Origin of the sequence: Pseudomonas sp. NA-150, from assembly GCF_044336365.1 — a bacterium.
Lineage (GTDB): Bacteria > Pseudomonadota > Gammaproteobacteria > Pseudomonadales > Pseudomonadaceae > Aquipseudomonas.
On the sequence record NZ_CP172305.1, the window covers coordinates 4,555,970 to 4,572,566 of the forward strand.

Here is a 16,597-nt window from a genome sequence, read left to right on the forward strand (position 1 = left end):
CCGACCGTCGTGCCAAGGCCCGAAGAAACAGCCCGACATAGACGACAAAATTGCAACCACGATCGCCACTTTCACTATTCGACTCATACATTCACTCTCTTCACGGCAGGTATTTGTTACCTAATACTTCAGACCGCGAACACCAATGAATAGCTGAACGAAGACTGTAAATGTTTTGTAAAGACTTGATTTCACTGCACAAAATGTCACGCACGGATGGGTGCCGGACGTATTCCCGGCCCTAAGCCATACACCTGACTCCACGCGTAGGCTACTATGTGCCCCATTATTGCCCCCACACGGAACACAGCCCTGTGACACTGGAACAGAATTACACCGAGATATTGGGTCAGCTCGGCGAGGACGTTTCTCGCGAAGGTTTGATCGACACGCCAAAACGTGCGGCCAAGGCCATGCAATACCTCTGCCGCGGCTATGAGCAAACCCTGGAAGAAGTCACCAACGGTGCCCTCTTCAGTTCTGACAACAGCGAAATGGTATTGGTCAAAGACATCGAGCTTTACTCGCTGTGCGAACACCATTTGCTGCCATTTATCGGTAAGGCTCACGTCGCCTACATTCCAAGCGGTAAAGTGCTCGGCTTGTCGAAAGTCGCGCGGATCGTCGATATGTACGCCCGCCGCCTGCAAATCCAGGAAAACCTCAGCCGCCAGATCGCCGAAGCGATCCAGCAGGTGACCGGTGCTCTGGGTGTGGCCGTGGTGATCGAAGCGAAGCACATGTGCATGATGATGCGCGGTGTCGAAAAGCAGAATTCGGCCATGATCACCTCGGTGATGCTGGGTGAGTTCCGCGAAAACGCCGCCACCCGCAGCGAGTTCCTCAGCCTGATCAAGTGATCGGCTGTTCGGGCGCCATGACCGGCGCCTGACTTATCCCCTATTACGAGGCTTTACTGTGTTCATGAAGGCTTTAAGAGTTGGCCTGGGCCAGCTCGTCCTCCTTATCGATTTCATTACCCGCCCGAGCAAGAAAAAGCGCACCTCAGCCGCTCAGGCCGCGGTTGAACAATCCGCCCAGGGCCTGACCCTGTATCAGTTCCACGCCTGCCCGTTCTGCGTGAAAACCCGCCGTACCTTGCGTCGTCTGAATGTTCCGGTGGCGTTGCGCGACGCGAAGAACAACGCACAGGATCGCCAGACCCTGCTCAGCGAAGGCGGCAGAGTCAAAGTACCTTGTCTGCGGATTGAAGAAGATGGCAAGACCGTATGGATGTATGAATCCAAGGTCATTATCGACTACCTGCAACAGCGCTTTGCAGCGGCCTGAAATACCGACGTCTTGTAGGCGCTGCCGAAGGCTGGGATAAGGTCGGAACGACCTTCAGCGCGGCAATTCGCAGCCTGCGGCAGCTCCTACAATGACGACTTGCTCAGTTCGGGCAACCGTCCGCCCGGCACGCCACATACGTTTTTAACTGCTCCACCCGTTGTTTGGTCAACGCCGCCTGGCATTGCGCCTGCAACAACGGCCAGATCGAGCCTGAGTCCTCGGGCTTGCCTACCTGATACAAACAATCGGCATCACGGAACGCGATCCACTTCAGTTGCGCGTTTTTCAGCGCCTGTTTCTGTACCGGGTTCTTCAAGTAGGCCATCTGCGCCTGATACTGCTTGTTCAAATCAGCATCCAGCGCCTTCAACTGATTGCCGGCACAGGCATTCATTGCCGCCTGATTGGCATCGCAGTCCTCGGCACTGGCCGTCTGCATCGACGCCCAGCCGAGGCCCATTGCCACAAATACCATCATCCAATGACGCACAGCAGATACTCCTGTTATCTATAACGGCTCAGTCGAGCATGCCGACATAACCGGGCTGTTGCGTGACCCGCGTCAGCCATTGACGAATCCCCGGATAGGGTTCGAGGTCGAAGCCGCCCTGATGGGCGACATGGGTGTAAGCGAACAGCGCGATGTCGGCAATGGAGAAACTGTCGCCCACCAGGAAGGGGGTGCGGGTCAGTTGCTGCTCCATGACTTTCAGCGCGCGATAGCCGACTTTCTGCATCTTGCGGTACTCGGCCATGCGCTCTTCCGGCAGGCCAAGGTAAAACTGGATAAACCGCGCGACCGCAATGTAAGGCTCGTGGCTGTACTGCTCGAAGAACTGCCACTGCAACACTTGCGTACGCAAGCGCGGTTCGCCGGGCAGGTAACGGCTGCCGTCGGCCAGGAAGTTGAGAATCGCATTGGATTCCCAGAGGCAGGTGCCGTCTTCCAGCTCCAGCACCGGGATCTTGCCGTTGGGATTTTTCTCCAGAAACTCAGGGGTCTCGGTTTCGCCGCCGAGGATGTCCACCGGCACCCACTGATACTCCACGCCCAACAGGTTGAGCATCAATTTGACCTTGTAGCAGTTGCCTGAGTTGTAATCGCCGTAAACCTTGTACATCGCCCTTCTCCCCTCTCCGAATTCTTCGATGTCATCACGCCGCTTCGGCAATCGTTGCCTGGCGAATCACGGCCGCCAATCGTTGCAAACCCTCGCCCAGACGCAGCGGGTCGATATGACTGAAGTTCAACCGCAGATAACCGAGGTTGGCCTCAGGATCGGCGAAAAACGGCTCTCCGGGCATAAACGCAACGTCCTGATCCAGCGCTTGCTTGAGCAACGTGCGGGTATCCAGCGGCTGCTTCAACGTCAGCCAGAAGAACAGACCACCCTGCGGGCAATTCCACTCGGCAAGGTCGCTGAAATGTTGCTGCAACCCGGCTTCGAACGCATCGCGACGATCGCGGTAAAACACGCGCAGCTCCAGTAAATGCTGGCGATAACGCTCGGTACCGATCCATTGCAGCGCCTGCCACTGGCCGATGCGATTGGTGTGCAGGTCGGCGGCTTGCTTAAGACGCAGCAAGTGTGGAAACAGATCCGGTGTCGCGATCAAGTAACCCACCCGCAACCCCGGCATCAGGGTTTTCGAGACGGTGCCAGTATAGATCCAACTGGCTTTTTTCAAACGACTCACGATAGGCGTAGCGGCACCGCCATCGAAATTCAGTTCACGGTAGGGTTCATCTTCGATCAGGGTCACACCGAACTCATCGAGCAACGCCGCAACCGCATCGCGGCGGGCTTCGCTGTAGCGCACACCCGACGGGTTCTGAAAGGTTGGAATCAAGTAGGCGAACGCCGGTTGATGCTGCTCCAATCGCTGACGCAGGGCGATCAGGTCCGGCCCCTCCGACGCTAGTGGCACCGTAATGCACTCGGCACCGAACAGTTGAAAAGTCTGTAACGCCGCCAGGTAAGTCGGCGCTTCCAGCAGCACCTCGGTGCCGTTATCGATGTACAGCTTGGCGGCGAAATCGAGGGTCTGTTGCGAGCCGCTGACGATCAGCACCTGACTGGCCTCGCAGGCAATGCCCAACGTACGGGCCTCGGCGGCCAGCGCCTCACGCAAGGCCGGCTCGCCTTCGCTCATCCCGTACTGGCCGAGGGTGCGCGGCATCTGCGCCCACTCCACCTCGGGCAACATCGCTTCCGCTGGCAGGCCACCGGCGAAGGACATCACCTCCGGACGCTGGGCCGCGGCCAGGATTTCACGAATCAGGGAGCTTTTGAGGCGCGACACACGTTCGGAGAAAGCCATGCTGATCACCCGTAGCGAACATAACTGGAAATAGGTCAAACTGCTTGACCGAAACTACGACATCACGAGCCGATACGTCAACATGCTTGACCTTAAAAACAAAGCGACGCAGCAAGCGGCGATGGAAGCGTTCTTCTTCGGTTATCAGGCGTTTACCGCCAAAGCCGACGAAATGCTAGAGCGGCGCGGCCTCAGTCGCGTGCATCAGCGCATTGTGTTTTTCATCGCGCGCTATCCGGAATTGAGTGTCAAAGAGTTACTGAGCGTGCTCGACGTCAGCAAACAAGCGCTGAACACGCCGCTGCGACAGCTGATTGAAATGGACCTGGTGCAGAGCGTCGCCCCGGCTGAGGACAAGCGTAAACGCCTGTTGGGGCTGACCGTTGACGGCACTGCCTTTGAACAATCACTGCGTCGCGAACAGGTAAAACTGCTGCAACGAGTCTTTGCCGACGCTGGCGAAACCGCGGTGAATGGCTGGCTGGCGGTCAATCAGGCCTTGGGGCAGACGCGCCAGCCCGGCCTGTTGATCGCCCCCGAGCAGTCGGATGGCGATTAAACGACTGTACGGCTGATTACGTGAGTCGCTGTATCGCAACATTCGGTAACCACAGGGTTTAGGCTTGAACCACGACCGGATGTTGTTAAGGACTCCCACATGACCGACGCCACCACCCCCGCCCGCCTGCGCCCCCTCGCCGACAGCTCACCGTCTGCCGTGGTCGCCGGGTTCATTGCGATGATGACCGGTTGCACCAGCTCACTGGTGCTGATTTTCCAGGCCGGCCAGGCCGCTCACCTGACCAACATGCAAATTTCGTCGTGGATCTGGGCGCTGTTCATCGGCATGGCGATTTGCAGCATCGGCCTGTCCCTGCGCTACCGCACGCCGGTCAGCATCGCCTGGTCGACCCCCGGTGCGGCGCTGTTGATCACCAGCCTGCCGGGTGTCAGCTACAGCGAGGCGATTGGTGCCTTCATCACCAGTGCGTTGCTGGTGGCAGTGTGTGGCCTGACCGGCAGTTTCGAACGCCTGGTCAAACAAATTCCAGCGTCACTGGCGGCGGCCTTGCTGGCGGGGATCCTGTTCAAGATCGGCAGCGAAATCTTCGTCGCCGCGCAACACCGGACCGGCCTGGTGCTGGCGATGTTCTTCAGTTATTTGCTGATCAAACGTGTCTCGCCGCGTTATGCGGTGCTCGCAGCGTTGATCGTCGGCACGGTGATCTCGGGCCTGCTCGGGTTACTGAATTTCGGCGGCTTCACCCTGGAGCTGGCGACACCGGTCTGGACCACGCCGTCGTTCAGCCTGGGCGCGACCATCAGCATTGGCATTCCACTGTTTGTGGTGGCCATGACCTCGCAGAACATGCCCGGCATTGCGGTCCTGCGCGCCGATGGTTACACGGTCCCCGCTTCGCCGCTGGTCTCGGTCACCGGCATTGCGTCGTTGCTGCTGGCGCCGTTCGGTTCACACGGCATCACCCTGGCGGCGATCAGCGCGGCGATCTGCACCGGGCCGCATGCTCATGAGGACCGCAACAAGCGCTATACGGCAGCGGTCTGGTGCGGGATTTTCTACGCCATCGCCGGGGTGTTCGGCGCCACGCTGGCGGCTCTGTTCACGGCGCTGCCGAAGGAACTGGTGCTGTCGATCGCTGCACTGGCGTTGTTCGGATCGATCGTCAACGGTCTGACCGTGGCCATGACCGAGCCCAAAGAGCGTGAGGCGGCGTTGATCACCTTTATGGTGACTGCATCGGGCTTGACCCTGTTCTCGATTGGTTCGGCGTTTTGGGGGATTGTGGCGGGGGTGGTGACCTTGATGATTTTGAATGGGCGTAAGGGGTAGGTCTGGGTTTCTTGGCTGATTACTGGGGGCTCAGAGTACATATCCGTTTGCGCGTTTAACCCGTAGTACGGTTACGCTCTTACAGCGTGTCACTTTTTCAAACGCCAAAAAGGAACCAAAACGCTTGCCCCATCATACGGCCCCTCGCTTAGGCTCGGCGTTCCTTCACTCCGGCGCTGTTCCGGGGGCACGCCACGACCCGCCATCCCTGGCGGGGGTCGTGGCTCGCTCGGCATCCATGCCTCGCGTCCCCCGGAACATCGCCTGCGTTCAGCCTCCTGACAACGGGGCCTCTCCCGACCTCGGGATTCAATACACTCAGGTTTATTTGTGAACACAGTCGTTGTAGGAGCTGCCGCAGGCTGCGAATGCCATTGAATCGCGGCGACCGGTGCCCGGTCGATCGCAGCCTTCGGCAGCTCCTACAGGGATGAGCGTTTGCTTTTGATCTTGGCGATATCCCTGACGAAACCCACTATCGCCCCGTTCCCAGCAGGCCGAACGCAGGTCCTGTTCCGGGGGATGCTCGACATGGATGTCGAGCAAGCCGCGACCCCCGCCAGGGATGGCGGGTCGCGGCGTGCCCCCGGAACAGGACCGGAGTGAGGGCAGTCCGAGCCACAGCGAGGACCCGGATGGCGGGGAAGGGCGTTTTGGTTACTTTTTGGCGTCTGAAAAAGTGACCCGCTGTAAGAGCGGAACCGTACTAACAGCTAAACGCAAAAAACGGATATGTACACCCAACCAACATCACAACCGAAAATGCCCCACCATCCCTTTCAACTCAGTCCCCAACTGCGCCAGCTCAATACTCGACGCCGCATTCCCCTGCATCGCCACCGCCGACTGATCAGCACTGGCCCGGATGCTGGTAACACTCCGGTTAATCTCTTCCGCCACTGAACTCTGCTCTTCAGCCGCCGCCGCAATCTGCTGATTCATCTGCTGAATCATCGACACCGCCGACGCAATACTACCCAGCGCACTCTCAGTCTGCAGCGCATCGCTGACCGCCATCTTCACCAATTCGCCACTGCTCTGAATCTGCAACACAGATGCCTGGGCGCCGTTGCGCAGGCTGACCACCAAACGCTCGATTTCCTCGGTAGAGGTCTGCGTACGCTTGGCCAGCGCCCGCACCTCATCGGCCACCACGGCAAACCCACGCCCCTGTTCACCCGCCCGGGCCGCTTCGATCGCCGCGTTGAGCGCCAACAGGTTGGTTTGCTCGGCAACGCTCTTTATCACCCCCAACACCTGACCGATGTTCTGGATCTCGGCACTGAGGTTTTCGATGCTGTGGCTGGCAGACGTCGCCGAGGCCGCCAGCGCCTCAATCCGCTGCATGCTCTGGCGCACCACTTTCTGCCCGCTTTCGACCTTGTCATCGGCAGTCTGCGCCGCTTGTGCCGCTTCTTCGGCGTTGCGCGCGACGTCGTGCACGGTGGCGGTCATCTGGTTCATGGCGGTCGCCACCTGCTCGGTTTCTTCGCGCTGGCTGTTCACTTCCATGTTGGTCTGTTCGGTGACGGCCGACAACGAATGGGCCGACGTCGCCAGTTGCTCGATCCCGGCCTGCAATCCACTGACGATGCCGCTGAGTCCCGCGCCCATTTGCTGCATCGCCAGCATCAGCTGACCAATTTCATCCCGGCGTTTGACTTCGACGGTGGCGGTCAAGTCGCCAGCGGCAATTTTCTGCGCCACTAGAATCACGCTGCGCAGCGGGGCCACGATCAGACGGGTGATCACCAAGGCCGCGATCAAACCCACCAGCAACGCCAAAATCGACGAACCAATGATTTGCAGCGAGTTAGCCTTCAGCTCTGCCTGCATCGCCTGATCTTGCGCGTCGTACGCTTCGTTGACCTTCTGCACCACTTGTTTGGCGTTGTCCGCCAGTTGTTGGTTGACCTGCGCTTCACTGGCCAGCAGGCCAGTGTATTCAGTGAGTTTGTCGGTGAAGTTACTGATATGGGTCCCGACTTCCGCCAAGACGGTCAGATAACCGGCATCCTTGACCGCACTCTGCAGTTGCTTGACCAACCCCACCGCCTGGTCGGCCTGTTCGATTTTGCCTTCCTTCGGCGCATCGCCCGAACCGCGCTTGCGGCTCTGGTCCAGACGCACCCGCGCCTCGTCCATGGCCTGCAGCATCAGCCGCGACACCTGGGCTACCTGATTCGATTGCTCAAGGAATTCCGCACCCTGCTGTCCCTGGGAGTCCTTCAGCGCATAAGCGCCGTCATCGGACAGGCCGGCTTGCAGCACGTCGAGGTTATTGGCCACGCTGGACACCGACCAACTGGCCATGTCCAGGGCAAGGTCCTTGCTCTGGCTGATTTCGACGAATTGATCGAAGGACTTGCGATAGGCCGTCAGCGCGGTTTGCACCTGAGTCATCATGTTCTGATTGGCCGCTGACTTACCCTTGAGTTGCTCCGCCAGAGCTTGCAAGGCATCGACGCTGGCGTGCAGGCTTTCGACCACTTTGGGATCACTGTGCAGCGCGTAATCCTGCTCCTGCAAACGCACCTTGAGCAAACCGCTATTGAGCGCTGACATCTGCTTGAGATCGTTGAAGCGCAGGCTGATGGTCTGCAACGACCAGACCCCGATGGCCGCCACCAACGCGGTCAACAGCAACACCAGAAGAAACCCCACCCCCAACTTCTTCGCCATTCCGAGGTTGGCGAAGCGTGCTTGTATGGCCGAAATCATAGCGCTCAATCCCCGTGCGAATCCCAAAGATAATCAGGCTATTGATAAAAGCCATTCTATAGGGAGGGAGATTCGCAACGAGGCCGACCCAGCACAAGCCTCTGACGCCGGAATAATGGCAAAAAGCTAGGTCGAAGTCGTTTTTAGAATGATAAAGGTCGGCCGCGCAGCGCCGAATCAGCGACAGACGGCCGCGACCGTTAATGTCCCGGCATCGGCGTCCAGTATCGCCTCGGTGCCCAAAGGTACCGCAATATTCGGATCGCCATGGCCGATGGACAACCCACCCAGCACCGGAACGCCCAAACCGCGCAAGCGTTCATTGAGCACATCCGCCAGGCTGACCTGCCCCGCTGCCCCGGCCGGTTCACTGAACTGGCCAACGGCGACCCCGGCCACGCGCTGCAAAATGCCACAGTTGAGCAGATGCGTGAGTAAACGGTCGATCCGATAGGCTGACTCGTTGACGTCTTCGATCAACAGAATCGCCCCGCCCATGTCCGGCATGAAGGACGTTCCTATGCAGGTGCTGAGCATGCTCAGGTTGCCACCCAACAAAATTCCCTTCGCCACGCCGCTGGTGCGCACGCCCAGCGTGATTTCGGCGGGATTGGCCGCGATAAGCACAGGCTTGCTGGTCATCAGCACATGCTTGACGCTGCTGTTGGTCAGGCCGCCGCGCTCCAGCTGGGCACCCACCGGGCCGTGAATCGTGGCCAGACGTGTATGGCGCCACAACGCTGCGTGCAAGGCGGTGATGTCGGAAAAGCCCAGCACCAGTTTGGGATCACGCCGTACTGCGGCGAAATCCAGGTGCGGGATGATGCGTTGCACGCCATAGCCGCCACGGTTGCAGATCACCGCGCGAATCTCCGGGTCGGCCAAGGCGTCGTTCAGGTCCGAGGCGCGTTGTTCGTCGGTGCCGGCATAAAACGAATACCTGCCCAGCGCATGGGGATAGACGCGCGGACGCAAGCCCCAATCGCTCAAGACCCTGACTGCGGCTTCCACCCGCTGTTGCGCCACGGGGCCGGCGGGCGATACCAGCGCCACCGCATCGCCAACTTGCAGCTGCTTGGGGTAGAGGGTTGGCAAATCGCCGTGTTCCTGGGAGTGGAAAAAATCCATCATGACCTCATGAAGATTGCGTTGTTGGACCTGGGCCAAGCGCTGCAGCAATTTAAGCTCAACACGAGACAACGAATCCTTTCAGATGCGCGAGGCGGCCGTGGGTTGCAGATTGATAACCTCGGCTGACTCTAGATGGTTTACCTGGGGTTTGAGCGCCAGCGCATTGAAAAATACCGATGCCCGTTGATCGCCCGCGTAGGCGACATTGATCCGCAGCCAGTCACTCTCTTCCTTATCAGGGTTGTACCCGCGGCCAGGTGACAGCAATACGCCGGCTTTCACCGCCACTTCCTGCATTTGTTCGAAGGTGTGTCGGCCACTGCGGGCCCAGATGAACATGCCGCCCGACGGCTCGGCGTACACTTCCCAGCCCACCTGTTCCAGCAAACGCAAGGTACTGGCCATGTGTTTGCTCAAGCGTTCGCGCAAGCGCTGAATCAACTTGCGATAGGCCCCGTTGGCCAACAGAGTCGCGACCACGCTTTCGCCGAAACGCGAAGCGCCCATGCTGGTGATCATCTTCACTTCGGCCAATTGATTGATGAGTTTGGCACTGGCGACGATATAGCCGATCCTTATCGAACAACTGAGGGTCTTTGAAAAGCTGGCAATGTAGATCACCCGATGCCACGAATCGAGGGTGGCCAGGCGCGTACTCGGGTCGTTTTGCAAATCGGCGTAGGTGTCGTCTTCGACGATCTTGAAATCGTGAATCTCGGCCAACTGTAATAAACGGTGGGCAACCGTCGGCTTGAGGCTGGTGCCGGTGGGGTTGTGGTACATGCTGTTGATAAACAGGCACACCGGCTTGTGTTCGAGCAGCAGGCGTTCCAAGGCCTCGATGTCCGGGCCGCTACGGGTCCTCGGCACGGGCAGCATTTTCACCCCGTGCAGGCGCAGCAGGTTGAACAGGTTGTAGTAACCCGGCGACTCGACCACCACCGAGTCACCGGGCTTGAGCAGGGTCCGCACCAGCAGATCAATGGCATGGCTGGCGCCCTGCGTAGTGAGGATCTGTGCCTGATCGGCCTGGATATTGATCAACTCCAGGCGCTTCTGCACGTGATGCCGCAATAAAGGCAGGCCCAGCGGCGTACTGTAGCTGAACAGGCTGTTCATTTCGGTACGGGTCACCTGGCGAATCGCGAAGCCGATGTCTTCCGCTTCGCGCCAGCTCTCGGGCACCCAGCCACAGCCCAGGTTCAGTTCACTGGCGCTTTTATCGGTGAACTGTTCCCAACCGCGCTGCGTGCCGTCGGACAATTCCTTATCCGCTGCGGACGCATCCGACGACTGTTCGGCGACGAAGAATCCCGAGCCGGGCCGCGACTCCAGGATGCCTTCCGCCACCAGCCGGTCGTAGGCCTCGATGACGCGTGAATGACTGACCTGGTTATCACGTGCGAGTTGCCGGATAGATGGCAGCCGCGTGCCCGGTCGGACGCGGCTTTGCCGGATCCAGTCAAGAACACCGGTGACGATCTGCTGCGCCACTGGCTCCGGCACCTGACGATCAATTCTCAAGTCCCTCACGACCATTACCCACTGTTCGCTGATTTCGATGAAACAGTTAACCACAAAATCGAACAGCTGTTCCTTGTGACTCGATGTCCGCCAATAGATAGTCGAACTGCACCCTTACTTGGCTGACAACAGGCACAGAACACCGGACCGACAGAAAAATGTCGCAATGCAGACCTCCTGAACCATAGCTAGTGCAGTCGGACTTTATGACCAGTCATCAGGCAACAACCAACCCGTTTTCATCGTCACCGGCAACCGGCTCAGACCTGGCCAACCCGGCGACCTCATCACATGACCTGTGCCGACAACTGCTCGATATCGAACACGATTTTTTCGCCAGCCTGGAGCGGGCCAAACACCACGCCTTGCAACAGCACAGCGAAACCCGCGCGCGCTCTTTTTATCAGATCAGCGACTTTGATTTCTTTATATTCCGCCCCGAAGGTTTTGTCGCCAGTCTGCTGGGGCAGATCGAGACTTATGACTACGGCAACCTCAATCCTATGCCGATCGACAATAGTTCGGTCGCCAAATGGGTGCTGACCCAGTACGCCCCGCAAGGCTTGCTGCTCGGTTCGCTGCTGCAAAACTTCTGCAACCCGGGCAACGCCCACGAAAAGATAGCCGCGATTGTCCACGGCATCCACGCCACCCAGGTCGGCATGGGTGATCTGGAACAGAACCATGCCCTGCTCTTCCGGCAAATGGCCGAAAGCATTGGCGTACAGTTGCCTGCGATTTGCTCCGAACAGTTCTCGCGTCACCTGGACCTGCTGCCTTCGTCATCCAACCTGAGCGCCTATCGCCTGAGCCTGTCGCTGTTCGCCCAGGAGTTCGATGCCGAGATTCTCGGCGCGCTGTTGTTTGAAGTGTCCAACGGCCTGCCGGCCATCGTCCGCGCCACTCAGGCCCCGATTGCGATCTGCGGCGGCTCGAGTCGTTTCTTTCAGGTCCAGGCGGCGCACCAACAAACGCTGATTGCCCAAGCCAGCCTGGCCATCGAAACCTATTTGCACGAAGCCGGCATGACCAGCCCGTTCATTAATCGCGCCGACATTTCCATCGCCTATTCGCGGATACTCGACGGCTTCATGACCTCGGCCCGCCTGCATTTGCAATGGACGGCCGAACTCGGCGCATTGATCCAACAGGGTTACCTCGATCCGTTGAACGAGATGGTGCGCCTGGTGCAGCGCAAAGGCCCGTATGCGGTCGGCTACCACCCGCGGCTCAACCTGGCGCAACGGCCGTTCGACGAAGCGATCGTCGGCGATGCGCTGACCTTCGTCGAAGAGTTGGCCAAAACCCGCTGGATCTCCCCGGGCGACCCGGAAGCCAGCCTGTTGCTGTCGAAGCTGATTGCCTTTGGCGGCCCGATGTTCCGGATTTTTTCCGATTCCGAAGTGACGATCATCCGCAACTGGATCACCGCCCTGCCGGCCATCAATGCAGCGAAAAGCACGCGCCCCGACGCAACGCCGGAGAGCCGCGCGCCGACAGCGCCAGTGCTGCCGGAACGCCCGTGGGTCAGTAGAAGACCGGCCAACCACATCGTGCGTAAACGCCGGGAGCCGGTGTCTGCGCGCACCCTGTATTTCAAGTTGCTCAATAGCGAGCGCTACCCCGACGCACGCAACGACGCCGGCGAATTTGCCGCCACCTGGCTGGCCCGCAGCGTCGTCGGTTTGCACCGGGACGAGCAGGCCATCGCCTTCACCGACTATTCGCACCTGCAGTTGCGCAGTTGGTTTGAGGAGCGCGCGCGCCATCAGGCCAGCACCTATGTCGGCCCTGCAGGCGTGATCGAAAAAACCCGAGAAGACGTCATCGACGAAGCAATACAGCTGTGCCCGATGATTTTGATAGACGGCGCCTGGCTGCAAAAATGGGGCAATGCCGGGCTGGTCGACACCCGGCTCGGCACGCTGCTGTTCAAGATTTTCTCCGACGAGTTGGGCAATGGCGATCCGCGGCTCAATCACCCGAATATCTATCGCCAATTGATGGCGCAAATGGAGGTGGAACTCCCTGAGTTCCGCTCCCGCGAGTTTGCTCAGTGGAGTGGCTTCACGGACGAAGCCTTTGAGGTGCCTGCGTTCTGGCTCAGCCTGTCGCAGTTTCCACGGCGTTTCTTGCCGGAGACCCTGGGCTTGAATCTGGCCATGGAGCTTTCCGGCGTCGGTGGCGGTTATCGCACGGCCCATGACGAGCTGCGCCATTACGGCTTCAGCACGCTGTTCGTCGACCTGCACAACACCATCGATAACGCCTCGACCGGGCACAGCGCCCTCGCCCTCGATGCCATTGAACAGTACATGGACGAGGTGCTGCACAGCGGTGACAGCGCACGCATTGCCGAACGTTGGCAGCGTATCTGGACCGGCTTCCGTGCCTTGTCGCCGCGCCCGAAATATTGGCGCGAGCGCTTCAAGCGCCTGACGTACCCCTATTAACCCCAGAGCCGTTTATTAATAACACCACAACCTCCACCCATTATCGTTAGTTGAGCGTCCATGACATCCTATATTGTGGGTCTATCCGCGTATTATCACGACAGCGCTGTCGCCTTGCTCAAAGATGGCGAAATTGTTGCTGCCGTACAAGAAGAGCGCTTTAGTCGAGTCAAACAAGACAAACGCTTCCCGGTGCACGCCTTAATGTTCTGCCTGAATAAAGCCGGTATTACCATTGATGAAGTCGACGCGCTTTATTATTACGAAAACCCGCGCAAAAAACTGCACCGTATCGCGTCCACCTACCTTAACTTTGGCGTGCGCGGTTTCAAATCATTCATCAGCGACATGCCGGATTGGCTGACGCACAAAGTGCACGTCAAAAGAACCATCAATCAGGAACTTCATCGGCACTTCGGCAAACAGGTGCACTTACCGCCGATTGAATACATTGACCATCACGAATCCCACGCGGCATCGGCGTTTTTCCCCAGCCCGTTTGCCCAAAGCGCGGTGCTGTGCCTCGACGGCGTTGGCGAATGGGCCACCACCACCGCCTGGGTCGGTGACGGCAATTGCCTGACGCCCGTGTGGGATATCCGCTTTCCGCATTCGCTGGGCCTGCTGTACTCGGCGATTACCTGGTTCTGTGGCTTCAAGGTCGATTCCGGCGAATACAAAGTCATGGGCCTGGCGCCCTATGGCCAGCCGGTCTACTACCAGACCATCGTCGACCACCTGATCGACATCAAGGACGACGGCAGCTTCTGGCTGAACATGGCGTACTTCGATTACGCCGTCGGCGACAGCATGATCAATGAGCGCTTCGAGCAGTTGTTCGGCGGCCCGCGCCGCGAGCCGGAAAGCCTGATCACCCAGCGCGAGTTCGACCTCGCCGCCTCGATCCAGAAGGTCCTGGAAGAAACCCTGTTGCGCCTGGGCAAAAGCCTTCGGCAGGAAACCGGACAGAAAAACCTGTGCCTGGCCGGCGGAGTGGCCCTCAACTGCGTGGCCAACGGCAAGCTGATGGACGCCGGGATCTTCGACAACATCTGGGTGCAGCCCGCCGCCGGCGACAGCGGTGCGGCGTTGGGCGCGGCGCTGGCCGGCTGGCACATTCGCCAGCAGGCCAGCCGTCCGCTGCACGAACGCGACGACATGCGCTCGACCCTGCTGGGCTCTTCCTATAACGACGACGAGATCGAAGCCGCGCTGCACAGCCTCGGCGCGGTGTTCACCCGTGTTGAAGACGCCGCGCTGAGCGAACAGGTGGCCGACCTGTTGGCACAGGGCAATGTCATTGGCTGGTTCCAGGGTCGCATGGAGTTCGGCCCGCGCTCGCTGGGTGCACGCTCGATCCTCGGCGACGCGCGCAACGAAACCATGCAGAGCGTGATGAACCTGAAGATCAAGAATCGCGAGTCGTTCCGGCCCTTCGCCCCGGCAGTGCTGGAGGAACACGCGCGGGATTGGTTCAAGCTCGACAAGCCCAGCCCCTACATGCTGTTCGTGGTCGGCGTACAGGACGACAAGCGCACACCGACACCGATCACCGAGACCGCACTGGAAGGCATCGACCTGCTCAAGAGCATTCGCTCTTCGATCCCGGCGGTGACCCATGTCGACTTCTCGGCCCGGGTGCAGACCGTTGGCCGCGACGCCAACCCGCGCTTTCGCCAGTTGCTGGAGGCCTTCCACACAAAAACCGGCTGCCCGGTGCTGGTGAACACCTCGTTCAACGTCCGTGGCGAACCCATCGTCGAAAGTCCCCATAACGCGTACTTGTGTTTCATGCGCACAGAAATGGATTACCTGGTGCTGGGCACTTATGTATTGCGCAAAGCAGATCAACCGGCCCTGTTGAAGGATAACAACTGGCGCGCAGAGTTTGCCCTCGACTGAATAAACGCGCCCACCCTAACCGCCGTATTTAATCGACACCGGAGAACCACATGAAATTCATCAGCAAGTTTGTTGAAGGGATTCTATTTACCGTGCTGTTTTTCAGTGTGGTGTTGCCGTTTGGCTATGTGTTAAGGAAGCTGACAGACCCGCATTGTCTTAAACGACATAAGACCGCGGCCAGTTATTTCAATCGGCGATCAACTTCTGGAGTGTCACGATCCCTTCGTGACACCCATACGTCTGACAATGCCAACGCATAGAACAATAACGAGGACGAACAACATGAAACAATTCACTGCCGATGAAGCCTTGCAGGAAGTGTATCGCCTGACCCCGCAAATGGCCGAGTACGACAAGTTCATCTCTGAACTTCGCTGGTTGCCGTACACCATGTTCTTCCACCCGAAGAACTACCGCTCCGAGGTGGTCAACACCGATCAGTACGGGTTTCGTAAAAGCCCGCGCAACGGGGTTAACGCCAGCGTCGCCGACCTGCCCAACGACGCGCCGGTCAACCTGCTGGTGGGCGGGTCGAACGTGGTGGGCACCGGGGCCAGCAGCGACGCGCGTACCACCTCCTCTTACCTGTCGGGCATCACTGGCGAGCCATGGCTGAATTTCGGCAGCCGCGGCTACAACTCGATGCAGGAAGCCCTGCTGTTCCTGATGCACCAGGACAAGCTGCACCGCATCAATAACGTGGTGGTGCTCAGCGGCATGAACACCCTGACTCTGGAAGGCTTGCCGGACAGCATGGCCACCGACCACGGCCGCTATTACTACTCCTACGAATACGATCACTACATGAGCAAGTATTCCGAGGACCTGCGGGCGCGCTCCGGCGAGGCCAAGGCGAAAAAGACCGGGACCCTCAACCGCCTGCGCGAACTGCTGACCGACCACGACGAAGAGCAAGAAAACCCGACCGCGAAGATCATCACCGATGACAGCGTCAGCAACGAAGACCGCATCGGCCGCGCGGCCGATGAAATCGTCAATGCCCTGCGCCTCTGGCAGCAATTACTGCGGCCGTTCAACGCGCGCCTGACCTTCGTCCTGCAACCCCTGTCCTACTGGGCCAAACCGACGTTGACGGCAGCCGAGCAGGAAATCTTCCACGCCATCGACAGTTGCCCGAATAACTTCTGGCGCCTGTTCGCCAAAATTCTCGACAAAGAGGTCCACGTGCCCTTCGCCCGCGCCATCAAGCAAGGCTGCGACAAGTACGGCGTGCTGTTCCAGGACATGAACGTCCTGCTGCGCGAATCACCGTTGCAGACGCAGGACCTGTTCGTCGACCGGGTGCATTGCAACGACGTCGGCTACGCCGAAATCGCCCGGATCATCCACAAAAAGATACTTGCCTGACGCTGTAACACCCACACCACCACATTGA

At 59.1% G+C, this 16,597-nt stretch carries 14 protein-coding genes and 1 pseudogene; 8 read left to right on the forward strand and 7 right to left on the reverse strand.

Annotated elements, in window-relative coordinates:
- Positions 1–314 precede the first annotated feature (314 nt).
- Together folE and ACF0H7_RS21605 are read left to right on the forward strand one after the other, a co-directional pair.
- A complete protein-coding gene (gene folE / locus ACF0H7_RS21600) occupies positions 315–860 on the forward strand; it encodes a GTP cyclohydrolase I FolE (RefSeq protein WP_397448896.1) in 546 nt (181 codons plus the stop codon).
- Positions 861–924: 64 nt separating this feature from the next.
- Entirely contained in the window at positions 925–1,290 is a 366-nt protein-coding gene (locus tag ACF0H7_RS21605) for a glutathione S-transferase N-terminal domain-containing protein (RefSeq protein WP_397448897.1), read from the forward strand.
- Between the two features lie 103 nt (positions 1,291–1,393).
- Here ACF0H7_RS21605 and ACF0H7_RS21610 read toward each other — a convergent pair whose 3' ends face one another.
- Genes ACF0H7_RS21610 through ACF0H7_RS21620 form a run of 3 tightly spaced genes read right to left on the reverse strand, consistent with a single transcriptional unit; the run spans position 1,394 to position 3,615 of the window.
- The gene (locus ACF0H7_RS21610; RefSeq protein WP_397453975.1) at positions 1,394–1,771 is read right to left on the reverse strand and encodes a lysozyme inhibitor LprI family protein; all 378 of its coding nucleotides are present in this window, start codon (positions 1,769–1,771) and stop codon (positions 1,394–1,396) included.
- 40 nt (positions 1,772–1,811) lie between these two features.
- Positions 1,812–2,414: a glutathione S-transferase family protein gene (locus tag ACF0H7_RS21615; RefSeq protein ID WP_397448898.1), complete on the reverse strand. Its 603-nt coding sequence runs from the start codon at positions 2,412–2,414 to the stop codon at positions 1,812–1,814.
- 34 nt (positions 2,415–2,448) lie between these two features.
- Entirely contained in the window at positions 2,449–3,615 is a 1,167-nt protein-coding gene (locus ACF0H7_RS21620; RefSeq protein WP_397448899.1) for a PLP-dependent aminotransferase family protein, read from the reverse strand.
- Positions 3,616–3,697: 82 nt separating this feature from the next.
- Between ACF0H7_RS21620 and ACF0H7_RS21625 the strand changes: the two genes are divergently transcribed.
- Together ACF0H7_RS21625 and ACF0H7_RS21630 are read left to right on the forward strand one after the other, a co-directional pair.
- Complete coding sequence (locus tag ACF0H7_RS21625; protein WP_397448900.1) at positions 3,698–4,174, forward strand: MarR family transcriptional regulator; 477 nt, start codon at positions 3,698–3,700, stop codon at positions 4,172–4,174.
- 99 nt (positions 4,175–4,273) lie between these two features.
- Complete coding sequence (locus tag ACF0H7_RS21630; protein ID WP_397448901.1) at positions 4,274–5,467, forward strand: benzoate/H(+) symporter BenE family transporter; 1,194 nt, start codon at positions 4,274–4,276, stop codon at positions 5,465–5,467.
- 750 nt (positions 5,468–6,217) lie between these two features.
- Here the strand turns inward: ACF0H7_RS21630 and ACF0H7_RS21635 are convergent.
- The 4 genes and pseudogenes from ACF0H7_RS21635 to ACF0H7_RS21650 form a co-directional block, all read right to left on the reverse strand.
- Entirely contained in the window at positions 6,218–7,099 is an 882-nt protein-coding gene (locus ACF0H7_RS21635) for a methyl-accepting chemotaxis protein (protein WP_397453977.1), read from the reverse strand.
- Positions 7,079–8,188 (reverse strand): annotated as a pseudogene (locus ACF0H7_RS21640) (HAMP domain-containing protein); the annotation flags it as partial. The pseudogene ACF0H7_RS21640 and the gene ACF0H7_RS21635, both read right to left, overlap by 21 nt.
- A gap of 177 nt (positions 8,189–8,365) precedes the next feature.
- The gene (locus ACF0H7_RS21645) at positions 8,366–9,316 is read right to left on the reverse strand and encodes an LD-carboxypeptidase (RefSeq protein WP_397448902.1); all 951 of its coding nucleotides are present in this window, start codon (positions 9,314–9,316) and stop codon (positions 8,366–8,368) included.
- Between the two features lie 81 nt (positions 9,317–9,397).
- Positions 9,398–10,858 (reverse strand): PLP-dependent aminotransferase family protein, encoded by a 1,461-nt coding sequence (locus ACF0H7_RS21650; protein WP_397448903.1) that lies wholly within the window; start codon positions 10,856–10,858, stop codon positions 9,398–9,400.
- Between the two features lie 191 nt (positions 10,859–11,049).
- Here ACF0H7_RS21650 and ACF0H7_RS21655 point away from each other — a divergent pair, with 191 nt between their 5' ends.
- From ACF0H7_RS21655 to ACF0H7_RS21670, 4 genes are read left to right on the forward strand one after another with little or no spacing between them, the layout of a single operon-like run.
- Positions 11,050–13,296: an iron-containing redox enzyme family protein gene (locus ACF0H7_RS21655; protein WP_397448904.1), complete on the forward strand. Its 2,247-nt coding sequence runs from the start codon at positions 11,050–11,052 to the stop codon at positions 13,294–13,296.
- 60 nt (positions 13,297–13,356) lie between these two features.
- Positions 13,357–15,198 carry a carbamoyltransferase gene (locus ACF0H7_RS21660; protein ID WP_397448905.1) on the forward strand — a complete coding sequence of 614 codons (1,842 nt, stop codon included), beginning with the start codon at positions 13,357–13,359 and terminating at the stop codon, positions 15,196–15,198.
- A gap of 50 nt (positions 15,199–15,248) precedes the next feature.
- Positions 15,249–15,461, forward strand: a complete 213-nt coding sequence (locus ACF0H7_RS21665) for a hypothetical protein (protein ID WP_397448906.1) — start codon at positions 15,249–15,251, stop codon at positions 15,459–15,461.
- Positions 15,462–15,483: 22 nt separating this feature from the next.
- Entirely contained in the window at positions 15,484–16,569 is a 1,086-nt protein-coding gene (locus tag ACF0H7_RS21670) for an SGNH/GDSL hydrolase family protein (protein ID WP_397448907.1), read from the forward strand.
- The last annotated feature ends 28 nt before the right edge of the window (positions 16,570–16,597 follow it).